Origin of the sequence: Microbacterium sp., assembly GCF_048259935.1 — a bacterium.
Taxonomy (GTDB): Bacteria; Actinomycetota; Actinomycetes; order Actinomycetales; family Microbacteriaceae; genus Microbacterium.
Window position 1 is genome coordinate 372952 of the sequence record NZ_JBLXHF010000003.1, and the last position, 13429, is coordinate 386380.

Annotated in this window: 6 protein-coding genes; all 6 read left to right on the forward strand. The window is 64.4% G+C overall.

Annotated elements, in window-relative coordinates:
- Positions 1-161: 161 nt before the first annotated feature.
- Positions 162-1841 (forward strand): ABC transporter substrate-binding protein, encoded by a 1680-nt coding sequence (locus tag ACN0RC_RS07465; RefSeq protein ID WP_417510322.1) that lies wholly within the window; start codon positions 162-164, stop codon positions 1839-1841.
- Positions 1842-1949: 108 nt separating this feature from the next.
- Entirely contained in the window at positions 1950-2954 is a 1005-nt protein-coding gene (locus ACN0RC_RS07470; protein ID WP_417510324.1) for an ABC transporter permease, read from the forward strand.
- Positions 2951-3901, forward strand: a complete 951-nt coding sequence (locus ACN0RC_RS07475) for an ABC transporter permease (RefSeq protein ID WP_417510326.1) — start codon at positions 2951-2953, stop codon at positions 3899-3901. The genes ACN0RC_RS07470 and ACN0RC_RS07475 overlap by 4 nt, the downstream gene beginning before the upstream one ends.
- A 1-nt stretch (position 3902) precedes the next feature.
- Positions 3903-5600 carry an ABC transporter ATP-binding protein gene (locus ACN0RC_RS07480; RefSeq protein ID WP_417510328.1) on the forward strand — a complete coding sequence of 566 codons (1698 nt, stop codon included), beginning with the start codon at positions 3903-3905 and terminating at the stop codon, positions 5598-5600.
- A gap of 285 nt (positions 5601-5885) precedes the next feature.
- Positions 5886-9386, forward strand: coding sequence for a DNA-directed RNA polymerase subunit beta (locus ACN0RC_RS07485; RefSeq protein ID WP_417510330.1), 3501 nt, complete (start codon positions 5886-5888; stop codon positions 9384-9386).
- 64 nt (positions 9387-9450) lie between these two features.
- Positions 9451-13326 (forward strand): DNA-directed RNA polymerase subunit beta', encoded by a 3876-nt coding sequence (gene rpoC / locus ACN0RC_RS07490; RefSeq protein ID WP_417510332.1) that lies wholly within the window; start codon positions 9451-9453, stop codon positions 13324-13326.
- The last annotated feature ends 103 nt before the right edge of the window (positions 13327-13429 follow it).

Below are 13429 nucleotides of genomic sequence, written 5' to 3' on the forward strand. Positions count from 1 at the left end.
GGGCCGTATGCGGCGATCGTCACTTAGCTGATACCGGATCGCAACATTAATGCGTTTGGATTCCAGGAGCGGTCTGGGTAGCGTCAAGGCATCACGTGTCACGAGAGCGACGTTGCTCCCAGAACGCGCAAGGAAGCGCCCCAACAGGGAAGGTACACAGCATGATCACTACATCTATGCGCAGACGGCGAGGGCTCATCGCCGTCACCGGCACCGCAATCGCGGCGATGCTGCTCTCCGGCTGCGTCGCCAGTGAACGCGGCGACGACTCCGGTGATGGCGGGGGAGGAGACGTCGACAGCACATTCGTGTTCGCGGCCTCCTCGGACCCGGCCAGCCTCGACCCTGCCTTCGCGCAGGACGGCGAGACCTTCCGCGTCTCCCGGCAGATCTTCGAGGGGCTCGTCGGCACGGAGCCCGGCACCGCTGACCCCGCCCCCCTGCTGGCTGAGTCGTGGGAGTCCGCGGACGACGGCATGTCGCACACCTTCGCGCTGAAGGAGGACGTGAGCTTCCACGACGGCACGCCGTTCAACGCCGAGGCCGTGTGCGCGAACTTCGACCGCTGGTACAACTGGACCGGCCTTGCCGCATCCGAAGCCTTCGGTTACTACTACAACAAGCTCTTCCACGGCTACGCCGACAGTCCTGAAGAGGCTGTGTACAAGTCGTGCACGCCCGATGGCGACTACTCGGTCACCGTCGAGCTGAACAAGCCGTTCGCCGGGTTCATCCCCGCGCTCTCGCTGCCCGCCTTCTCGATGCAGAGCCCGAGCGCGATGAACGAGTTCGGCGCTGACGAGGTCGGCGGTTCGGCTGAGGCTCCGCAGATGTCTGAGTACGCCGAGGGCCACCCGGCCGGAACCGGTCCGTTCAAGTTCGAGGACTGGGCGCGCGGCGAGCAGCTCACGCTCACCTACTTCGACGAGTACTGGGGCGACAAGGGCCAGATCGACGAGATCATCTTCCGTACGATCGATGACCCGACCGCTCGTCGTCAGTCGCTCGAGGCAGGCGACATCGACGGGTACGACCTGGTCGGACCCGCTGACACTGCGGCACTAGAGGAGGCCGGGTTCAACATGGTCTCGCGCCCTCCGTTCACGATCCTGTACCTGGCGTTCAACCAGCAGATCCCTGAGCTGCAGGACCCGAAGGTGCGCGAGGCGCTCTCGTACGCGATCGACAAGGATGCCCTGATCTCGCAGGTGCTGCCCGAGGGCACGCAGAAGGCGACGCAGTTCATCCCGCCGGTCGTCAACGGCTACAACGAGGACGTCACCACCTACGACTACGACGTCGACAAGGCCAAGGCACTGCTGGCAGAGGCCGGCTACGACGAGGCCAACCCGCTGAAGCTCGACTTCAACTACCCCGTCAACGTCTCGCGTCCGTACATGCCCGACCCCGAGCAGATCTTCACCGTGCTGTCGACGCAGCTCGCAGAAGCAGGCGTGGAGACCACTCCGGTCTCGGAGGAGTGGGTCGAGTACCTCGACCGCACCACCGGCACCTCGGACCACGGCATCCACCTGCTCGGCTGGACCGGCGACTACAACGACACCGACAACTTCGTCGGCGTCTTCTTCGGTGCGCAGGGCTCGGAGTGGGGCTTTGACAACCCCGAACTGTTCAACGCCCTGTCCGAGGCGCGTGGCGTCGCGGATCTCGATGAGCAGACCGGTCTGTACCAGAGCATCAACGAGATGGTCGCAGAGTTCATCCCCGGTGTGCCGCTCGCGCACCCGGCTCCGACGCTGGCCTTCGACTCACGAGTCGAGAGCTTCCCCGCGAGCCCGGTGAACGACGAGGTCTTCAACGAGATCGTCCTCACGAAGTAACGCCGCTCTCTCCGCCCCGTTTCGATCCCTGAGCTTGTCGAAGGTCCCTGAGCTTGTCGAAGGGTCGAAACGGGGCGGAGCCGGCCCCCGAATCAGACGGAGTACTTCTTGCTGCGCACCATCGGCAGGCGACTGCTGTTCCTCATTCCCACCCTGTTCGGCCTCAGCATCCTGCTGTTCGCCTGGGTCAGGGCCCTTCCAGGCGGACCCGCCGTCGCTCTCCTCGGTGAGAAGGCGACGCCAGAAGCCATCGAGCGGGTCAACGAGCTCTACGGCTTCGACAGACCTCTCATCGAGCAGTACTTCATCTGGATAGGCCGACTCCTGCAAGGAGACTTCGGCACCTCGATCCAGACGAACCGGCCGGTGCTCGAAGAGTTCTTCCGCCGCTTTCCGGCGACCATCGAACTGTCGATCGCGGCCCTCATCATCGCGATCGGCATCGGCGTTCCGCTCGGCTACTGGGCTGCGCGCCGACACGGCAAGTTCAGCGACCACTCCGCGGTCGTGCTGAGCCTGGTCGGCATCACGATCCCGGTCTTCTTCCTCGCCTTCATCCTGAAGTACATCTTCGCCGTGCAGCTGGGCTGGCTTCCGGCTGACGGCCGACAGAATCCCCGGATCGACGCCACGCACCCCACCGGCTTCTACGTGTGGGACGGAATCATCACGGGTGAATTCGACGCGTCGTGGGATGCCATCCTGCACCTGATCCTGCCGGCGGTCGCCCTCGGCACTATTCCGCTGGCGATCATCGTGCGCATCACCCGGGCGAGTGTGCTCGAGGTGCAGAACGCCGACTACGTCCGCACCGGCCGCGCCAAGGGCGTCTCGAGCTCCACGCTGCGCGGGCGCTTCATCCTGCGCAACGCCCTGCTGCCGGTCGTCACCACGATCGGCCTGCAGACGGGCCTGCTGATATCGGGCGCGGTGCTCACCGAGACGGTCTTCGCCTATCCGGGTATCGGATCGTTCCTGGCCCGCGCGATCTTCACGCGCGACTTCCCCGTGCTGCAGGGATTCATCATCTTCATCGCGATCGCGTACGCGCTGATCAACCTCGCGGTGGATGTCTCCTACAGCCTGATCGACCCGAGAGTGAGGGTCCAATGAGCATTCCACTTCCCCCCGCGCAGGGCGGCGGCGCCCTCGACACCGTCACGATGCTGCAGACGGATATGAGCGAGAGCCCCGGCGGCTTCTGGCACGACGTCTTCCTGCGTCTGCGTCGGAACCCGACCGCCTGGATCGGCGCGGTCATCGTCTTCCTCTTCGTGGCGGTCGCGATCCTGGCGCCCCTCCTGGCGCCGTACCCCGAGACCGCTCTGCCCGGTGCGCGCGACATCACACCGACGCACATCCCCGGTCCCGGCGAGATCCCCGGCTTCCCGCTCGGCCTTGACCGCTTCGGCGGCGACGTGCTCTCCAAGCTCATCTGGGGTGCGCGCGCTTCGCTGCTCGTGGGTGTGGTCTCCACCGCCCTCGGCCTCGTCGGCGGAATGGTGCTCGGCCTGCTCGCCGGAACCTTCGGCGGCTGGGTCGACACCCTGATCATGCGAATCGTCGACATCATCCTGTCGGTGCCGAACCTGCTGCTCGCGGTTTCGATCGCGGCGATCCTCGGCCAGACGCCGTTCGCGGTGATGATCGCCATCGGTGCCTCGCAGGTGCCGATCTTCGCGCGACTGCTGCGGGCATCGATGCTGCAGCAGCGATCCAGCGACTACGTGCTCTCGGCGCAGACGCTCGGCCTCGGCCGCGGACGCATCACGATGTCGCACGTGCTGCCCAACGCGATCGGCCCCGTCATCGTGCAGGGCACGCTGACGCTCGCCACCGCCGTGATCGACGCCGCGGCGCTCTCGTTCCTCGGCCTCGGCGGCGGGCGCCCTGAGACGGCGGAATGGGGGCGGATGCTCACCTACGCGCAGAGCGAGCTCGCGATCGCGCCGTGGCTGGCGTTCTTCCCCGGTATCTGCATCGCGGTCACCGCGCTCGGCTTCACGCTGTTCGGTGAGGCGCTGCGAGAATCCATGGACCCGAAGACGAGGGCGCGCTGACATGACCGAAGCACAGAAGACCAGCACTCCGCTGCTGTCGGTCGAGGGCCTCGCTGTCGACTTCCACACCTTGGACGGCACCGTCCACGCCGTCGAGGGCGTCGATCTGGAGATCTCCGAGGGCCAGACGGTGGCGATCGTGGGGGAGTCGGGCTCGGGCAAGTCGACCACCGCGATGGCCATCATCGGACTCCTTGCGGGTGGCGGACACATCGCCAGAGGCAGCATCCGGCTCGATGGGCGCGACATCTCTCATGCGTCCGAGAGCGAACTGCGCAGCATCCGGGGTCGGGATATCGGGCTGGTGCCTCAGGACCCGATGTCGAACCTCAACCCGGTCGCGAAGATCGGTACGCAGGTGGCCGAAACGCTCCTCGCGCACGGGCTCGCGAACCGCCAGAACGTCTCGAAGAAGGTCGTGGAGGCGCTGGAGGCCGCGGGGCTCCCCGACGCGGCCAAGCGCGCGAAGCAGTACCCGCACGAGTTCTCCGGCGGCATGCGCCAGCGTGCACTGATCGCGATCGGCCTCGCCTGCAAGCCGCGGCTGCTCATCGCCGACGAGCCCACGAGTGCGCTGGATGTGACGGTGCAGCAGACGATCCTCGATCAGATCGGTCAGATGACGAGGGAACTCGGCACCGCCGTGCTGCTGATCACCCATGACTTGGGGCTCGCCGCCGAGCGGGCGGAGCGCGTGATCGTCATGCACCGCGGAAAGGTCGTCGAGCAGGGCGATGCGCGGCAGATCCTCGAGGATCCGCAGCATCCGTATACGAAGTCGCTCGTCGCGGCCGCCCCGTCCGTCGCCATCGCGCGGCTGCGCCCCGAATCGTTCCGCGTCGAGGATCGGGATGCTGCAGCTTCGGCCCCTGAGCCTCATTCGGCCCCGGAGCCTGTCGAAGGGTCCGAAGCATCCGACAACATCGTCGAGATCGAGAACCTCACCAAGGTGTACCCGGTGCGCGGACGCGGCGCGGATTTCGTCGCCGTCAATGACGTCTCGCTGGTGATCCCGCGCGGCGAGACCGTCGCGATCGTCGGCGAATCCGGGTCGGGAAAGACGACCACGGCGCGGATGCTGCTGAAGCTGATCGATCCGACCAGCGGCGTCATCCGGTACGAGGGCAAAGACATCTCGAAGCTCACCCGTGCGGAGTCGAAGGACTTCCGTCAGCGGGTGCAGCCGATCTTCCAGGATCCGTACTCGAGCCTGAACCCGATGTTCACGATCGAGCGTCTGATCGCCGAGCCGCTGGAGTTCTACAAGCGGGGGAGCGGTGCAGAGCGACGCGCGCGCGTGCGTCAGCTGCTCGACGATGTCGCGCTGCCGCAGTCGATGCTGCGGCGCTATCCCTCCGAGTTGTCCGGCGGGCAGCGCCAGCGCGTCGCGATCGCGCGTGCGCTCGCGCTCTCGCCCGATCTGATCGTCTGCGATGAGCCGGTCTCGGCGCTCGATGTTCTGGTCCAGGACCAGATCCTGACGCTGCTCGGTGACCTGCAGCGCGAGTACGGGCTGAGCTACCTGTTCATCTCGCACGATCTCGCGGTCGTGCGGCTGATCAGCGACTACGTGTGCGTGATGAAGGACGGCGCGCTCGTCGAAGCCGCGACGAGCGAAGAGATCTTCACGAACCCGCGCGACCCGTACACGAGGCGGCTGCTGGCCTCGATTCCCGGCAACGAACTCAACATCGCCTGACCTGGCTTTCCTCTTCTACAAACCTGCAAAACCACGCCGAGACCGCGGCTATTCGCCGCGGTCTCGGCGTGGTTTTGCAGGTTTGCAGGGGGCTTTTACCGCAGCATCCGGAATTGGTCAAGGATCACGCTTGCCATGTCGCGAAATCGGACGTATAGTTGATCTTTGCGCCTCGGTTCTCCCTGCCCTCATATGGTGGTCGGCAGTTGTTGAGCATACGAGTGCGCACTCCACCTGACGACAAAGGAATCGAGAAGCCCCGCGGGGCTCACGGAGGTTATTCCCTTGGCTGCTGCTCCCAACGCATCCACATCCACCACCAACAAGAACGGGCGCGGCGCATCGCGTCTCTCGTTCGCCAAGATCTCCGACACGCTGACGGTCCCTGACCTTCTCGCGTTGCAGACCGAGTCCTTCGACTGGCTCGTCGGCAACGACACGTGGAAGGCACGCCTCGCCGAAGGCAAGAAGGCCGGCCGCAAGGATCTCAACGAGTTCAGCGGTCTGGAGGAGATCTTCGAGGAGATCTCTCCGATCGAAGACCTCAGCGAGACGATGCAGCTGAGCTTCACCAACCCGTACCTCGAGCCTGAGAAGTACTCGATCGACGAGTGCAAGGAGCGTGGCAAGACCTACGCCGCACCGCTCTACGTCGAGGCCGAGTTCATGAACCACCAGACCGGTGAGATCAAGACTCAGACCGTCTTCATGGGCGACTTCCCGCTGCAGACCAGCAAGGGAACCTTCATCATCAACGGCACCGAGCGTGTCGTCGTGTCCCAGCTCGTCCGCTCGCCCGGTGTCTACTTCGACAAGACGCCCGACAAGACCAGTGACAAGGACATCGTCTCCGCTCGCGTCATCCCGAGCCGTGGTGCATGGCTCGAGTTCGAGATCGACAAGCGCGACCAGGTCGGTGTGCGCATCGACCGCAAGCGCAAGCAGTCCGTGACGGTCTTCCTCAAGGCCCTCGGCATGACCAGCGAAGAGATCCTCGCTGAGTTCAGTGGCTTCCCGTCGATCGAAGAGACTCTCGCCAAGGACACCATCCTCACCAAGGAAGACGCCCTTCGCGACATCTACCGCAAGCTCCGTCCGGGCGAGCAGGTTGCCGCTGAGGCTGCCCGCGCCCTGCTGGACAACTTCTACTTCAACACCAAGCGCTACGACCTGGCCAAGGTCGGTCGCTACAAGATCAACCAGAAGCTGGGCCTGAACCAGCCGTTGGACTCCTCGGTGCTGACCGTCGAAGACATCGTCGCAACCATCAAGTACCTCGTGCGTCTGCACCGCGGCGATGAGACCTTCACCGGTTTCCGCAGCGGCAAGAAGGCCGAGATCCGCATCGCGACCGACGACATCGACAACTTCGGCAACCGTCGTATCCGCGCTGTCGGCGAGCTCATCCAGAACCAGGTCCGCACCGGTCTGTCCCGCATGGAGCGCGTCGTCCGCGAGCGCATGACCACGCAGGACATCGAGGCGATCACCCCGCAGACTCTGATCAACGTGCGCCCCGTCGTCGCCGCGATCAAGGAGTTCTTCGGAACCTCGCAGCTCTCGCAGTTCATGGACCAGAACAACCCGCTCGCGGGTCTGACCCACAAGCGCCGCCTCTCGGCTCTTGGCCCTGGTGGTCTGTCCCGTGACCGCGCAGGTGTCGAGGTTCGTGACGTTCACCCGTCGCACTACGGCCGCATGTGCCCCATCGAGACTCCTGAAGGCCCGAACATCGGTCTGATCGGATCGCTCGCGACCTTCGCTCGCATCAACTCCTTCGGGTTCATCGAGACCCCGTACCGCCGCGTTGAGAACGGCGTCGTCACTGACGACATCGACTACCTCACCGCAGCCGAGGAGAACGACTTCAACATCGCTCAGGCGAACGCGAAGCTCGACAAGAACAAGAAGTTCGTCGACAGCCACGTGCTCGCACGCCCGAAGGGCGGAAGCGGTGAGGTCGACATGTTCGAGCCCGCCGAGATCGGCTACATGGACGTCTCCCCGCGCCAGATGGTGTCGGTGGCGACCTCGCTCGTGCCGTTCCTCGAGCACGATGACGCACAGCGCGCGCTCATGGGCGCCAACATGCAGCGTCAGGCTGTGCCGCTGCTGCGCAGCGACTCGCCGCTGGTCGGAACCGGTATGGAGGGCTACGCCGCCGTCGACGCCGGTGACGTGCTCACCGCTGACAAGGCCGGTGTCGTCACCGAGGTCTCTGCAGACCGCGTCGTCGTGCAGCTCGATGAGGGCGGCACGCAGGAATACCACCTGCGCAAGTTCGACCGCTCGAACCAGGGCACGTCCTACAACCAGAAGGTCGTCGTCTCGGCCGGTGAGCGCGTTGAGGTGAACGAGGTCATCGCTGATGGCCCCGCCACCGAGAACGGCGAACTCGCCCTCGGCAAGAACTTGCTCGTCGCGTTCATGACCTGGGAAGGCTACAACTTCGAGGATGCGATCATCCTCAGCCAGGACCTCGTGAAGGACGACACGCTCTCCTCGATTCACATCGAAGAGTACGAGGTCGACGCTCGCGACACGAAGCTCGGCAAGGAGGAGATCACCCGTGACCTCCCCAACGTCAGCCCTGAGCTGCTGAAGGACCTCGACGAGCGCGGCATCATCCGCATCGGCGCTGAGGTCCGCCCCGGCGACATCCTCGTCGGCAAGGTCACGCCCAAGGGTGAGACCGAGCTGTCGGCCGAGGAGCGTCTGCTCCGCGCCATCTTCAACGAGAAGAGCCGTGAGGTTCGCGACACTTCGCTGAAGGTTCCGCACGGTGAGCAGGGCACGATCATCGCCGTCAAGGAGTTCAACGCCGAAGACGGCGACGACGAGCTCGGCTCCGGCGTCAACCGCCGCGTCGTGGTCTACATCGCCCAGAAGCGCAAGATCACCGAGGGTGACAAGCTCGCCGGCCGTCACGGCAACAAGGGTGTCATCGCGAAGATCCTCCCGATCGAGGACATGCCGTTCCTTCCGGACGGCACCCCGGTCGACATCGTGCTGAACCCGCTCGGCATCCCTGGACGAATGAACTTCGGTCAGGTGCTGGAGACCCACCTCGGGTGGATCGCCAAGCAGGGCTGGAAGGTCGAGGGCAACCCCGAGTGGGCGGCGACGCTCCCGAAGGATGCCTTCGAGGCAGCCCCCGGCACCAAGGTCGCAACGCCTGTGTTCGACGGCGCAGAAGAGCACGAGATCGCAGGTCTCCTCGACTCGACTCTGCCGACTCGCGACGGCGACCGCCTCATCGACCGCTCGGGTAAGACCCAGCTGTTCGATGGTCGCTCAGGAGAGCCGTTCCCGGCACCGATCTCGGTCGGCTACATGTACATCCTGAAGCTGCACCACCTGGTCGACGACAAGATCCACGCCCGTTCGACCGGACCGTACTCGATGATCACCCAGCAGCCGCTCGGTGGTAAGGCGCAGTTCGGTGGGCAGCGCTTCGGTGAGATGGAAGTGTGGGCCCTCGAGGCTTACGGTGCGGCATACGCACTCCAGGAGCTCCTCACGATCAAGTCCGACGACATCCTCGGCCGCGTCAAGGTGTACGAGGCGATCGTCAAGGGCGAGAACATCCAGGAACCTGGCATCCCCGAGTCGTTCAAGGTGCTCATGAAGGAGATGCAGTCGCTCTGCCTGAACGTCGAGGTGCTCTCGGCTGACGGTACGACGGTCAACCTCCGCGACACCGACGATGAGGCATTCCGTGCCGCAGAAGAGCTCGGTATCAACATCTCCAGCCGATTCGAGTCCGCCTCGATCGACGAGATCTGACGCGCACCCTTCGACAAGCTCAGGGACTGCGTCCCTAAAAATTTATTGAGACACAGGAGAACTAGTGCTCGAGTCAAACACCTTCGATGAGCTTCGCATCGGCCTGGCCACCGCCGACGACATCCGCGGATGGTCCTACGGTGAGGTGAAGAAGCCCGAAACAATCAACTACCGCACCCTCAAGCCCGAGAAGGACGGTCTGTTCGGTGAGCAGATCTTCGGACCTTCCCGCGACTGGGAGTGTGCGTGCGGCAAGTACAAGCGCGTCCGCTTCAAGGGCATCGTGTGCGAGCGCTGCGGCGTGGAGGTCACCAAGAGCTCCGTCCGTCGCGAGCGCATGGGCCACATCGAGCTGGCTGCGCCCGTCACGCACATCTGGTACTTCAAGGGCGTCCCATCCCGCCTCGGGTACCTGCTCGACATGGCGCCGAAGGACCTCGAGAAGGTCATCTACTTCGCCGCGTACATGGTCATCTCGGTCGATGAGGATGCTCGTCACCGCGACCTGGCCACGCAGGAGAACAACGTCCGCCTCGAGCTGAAGACGCTGGGAGATCGTCGCGACGCGAAGATCGCCGAGCGCCTCACCAAGCTTGAGGAAGAACTCGCGGCCCTTGAGGCCGAGGGTGCCAAGGCCGACGCCAAGAAGAAGGTGAAGGACGCAGCGGAGAAGGAGATGAACCTTATCCGCAAGGGCGCCGACGAGGCGATCGCCAAGCTCGAGCGCGTGTGGGAAGACTTCCGCACGCTCGAGGTCGGCGCACTTCGCCCCGAGGACGACGTCTTCCACGAGCTGCAGGACCGCTTCGGTCAGTACTTCGAGGCCCACATGGGCGCGGAGTCGATCCAGCGTCGCCTCGCCGCCTTCGATCTCAAGACCGAGGCCGAGAACCTGCGTCTGCAGATCTCTGAGGGCAAGGGCCAGCGCAAGATCCGTGCGATCAAGCGCCTAAAGGTCGTCAGCTCGTTCCTCGAGACCGGTATGTCCCCGGCATCCATGGTTCTCGATGTCGTTCCGGTCATCCCGCCGGAGCTGCGCCCGATGGTGCAGCTCGACGGTGGTCGTTTCGCGACCAGTGACCTCAACGACCTCTACCGTCGTGTGATCAACCGCAACAACCGACTCCGTCGTCTGATCGATCTCGGTGCCCCCGAGATCATCGTCAACAACGAGAAGCGCATGCTGCAGGAGGCCGTCGACGCACTGTTCGACAACGGTCGCCGCGGTCGCCCCGTCACCGGTACCGGAAACCGTGCACTGAAGTCCCTCAGCGACATGCTGAAGGGTAAGCAGGGTCGTTTCCGTCAGAACCTGCTCGGAAAGCGCGTCGACTACTCGGGCCGTTCGGTCATCGTCGTCGGCCCGCAGCTGCAGCTGCACCAGTGTGGTCTGCCCAAGCAGATGGCTCTGGAGCTCTTCAAGCCGTTCGTGATCAAGCGCCTGATCGACCTCGGTCACTCGCAGAACATCAAGGCCGCCAAGCGCGCCGTCGAGCGCACCCGTCCCGAGGTCTGGGACGTGCTCGAGGAGATCATCCGCGAGCGTCCTGTGCTGCTTAACCGTGCACCTACCCTGCACCGTCTGGGCATCCAGGCGTTCGAGCCGCAGCTCGTCGAGGGCAAGGCCATCCAGCTCCACCCGCTCGTCTGTGCAGCCTTCAACGCTGACTTCGACGGTGACCAGATGGCTGTGCACCTGCCGCTGTCGGTTGAGGCTCAGGCCGAGGCCCGCGTGCTGATGCTCGCATCGAACAACATCCTCAAGCCCTCCGACGGCCGTCCGGTCACCCTGCCTTCGCAGGACATGATCATCGGTCTTCACCACCTCACGGTGGTCAAGGCTGGCGCGAAGGGTGAGGGACGTGCGTTCGGCTCGGTCTCCGAGGCGATCCTGGCCAAGGACGAGGGAACCCTCGACCTGCAGGCCAAGGTCCGCATCCGCATCCCTGGCATGGCATTCCTCGAGGGCGAAGCTCCTGAGGGCTACGAGAAGCACCACCTGGTGGATGCGTCTCTCGGCCAGGCGATCTTCAACGCCACGCTGCCCAAGGGCTACCCGTTCGTCCGTGAGCCCGCTGACAAGGGCAAGCTGTCGCAGATCGTCAACAAGCTGGCCGAGGAATACCCCAAGGTCGAGACTGCTGCGACGCTGGACCGCATCAAGGACGCCGGTTTCTACTGGGCCACGCGCTCGGGTGTGACCGTTGCCCTCAGTGACATCCTCACTCCTCCGAACAAGAAGGAGATCGTCGGCCGTTACGAGAAGCTGGCCGCGAAGGTTCAGTCCCAGTACGAGAAGGGCCTCACCACCGACGCCGAGCGTCGTCAGGAGCTCATCAAGATCTGGACTGAGGCAACCGATGAGGTTCAGGTCGCGATGCGCGAGAACTTCCCTGAGGACAACACCATCAACCGCATGGTGTCCTCCGGTGCTCGTGGTAACTGGCTGCAGATCCGCAACATCGCGGGTATGCGAGGCCTGGTGAACAACCCGAAGGGTGAGATCATCCCTCGCCCGATCATCTCCTCGTACCGCGAGGGGCTGTCGGTGGCGGAGTACTTCATCGCCACGCACGGTACCCGTAAGGGTCTGGCTGACACCGCTCTGCGTACCGCCGACTCGGGTTACCTGACCCGTCGTCTGGTGGACGTCTCGCAGGACGTCATCATCCGCGAAGAGGACTGCGGCACGTCGAAGGGCCTCGAGCTCCCGATCGCTGCTCCGAACTCGCAGGGTGAGCTCGTGCGCGACGCGAACGTCGAGAACTCGGTGTTCGCTCGTACGCTGGCGTCTGATGTCGTCAGCGAGTCGGGCGAGGTTCTCGCCTCGGCCGGTGACGATGTCGGCGACGTGCTGATCGACAAGCTCGTCGGCCTCGGTGTGGAGAACATCAAGGTGCGCTCCGTGCTGACGTGCGACTCGGCTGTCGGTGTCTGCGCGCAGTGCTACGGCCGCTCGCTCGCAACCGGTAAGACCGTCGACATCGGAGAGGCCGTCGGCATCATCGCCGCACAGTCGATCGGTGAGCCCGGTACCCAGCTGACGATGCGTACCTTCCACACCGGTGGTTCTGCATCGGCGGATGACATCACCCAGGGTCTGCCCCGTGTGCAGGAGCTCTTCGAGGCTCGTACGCCCAAGGGTGCATCTCCGATCGCCGAGGCCGATGGTCGCATCACGATCGATGAGAACGACAAGGGCAAGAAGGTCATCCTCACGCCCGACAACGGCGATGAAGAGGTCATCTACCCGGTGCTGAGGCGTGCAACGCTTCTCGTCGAGGACGGCCAGCACGTCACCGTCGGTCAGCCGATCCTGGTCGGCACGCTGGACCCCAAGGAGGTCATGCGTGTCATGGGTGCCCGCGAGGTGCAGCGTTACCTCGTCAACGGCGTCCAGGGCGTTTACCGCTCGCAGGGTGTGCCGATCCATGACAAGCACATCGAGGTCATCGTCCGTCAGATGCTCCGCAAGGTGACTGTCGTCGATCACGCCGACACGAACCTGCTGCCGGGTGAGATGGTCGACCTCAAGCGCTACCAGGCGATCAACCGTGAGACTGTGGCAGAGGGCAAGCGCCCCGCGTCCGGCCGCTCGGAGCTGATGGGTATCACCAAGGCGTCGCTTGCGACCGAGTCGTGGCTGTCGGCCGCCTCGTTCCAGGAGACGACCCGCGTGCTCACCGAGGCTGCGATGCAGGGCAAGCGCGACCCGCTGGTCGGTCTCAAGGAGAACGTCATCATCGGTAAGCTCATCCCCGCCGGAACCGGTCTGTCGAAGTACCGCGACATCATTGTCGAGGCGACGGAAGAGGCCAAGAGCGAGCGCTACCCGAACCGGATCTTCGCATCCGACGGAGCGTACGCCGAGGGTGACTTCGGTTACGTCGACTTCGACGCGTTCTCGACCGATGACGTGACGCCCGGTACGTATAACTGAGCGTGACTGATTGAGAAAACCCCGCACCTCTTCGGAGGTGCGGGGTTTTTTCGCGGTCCCCGCCCGTGTTGGCCGGGCAAGCCCCCGTTCAGGTCGCGAATTG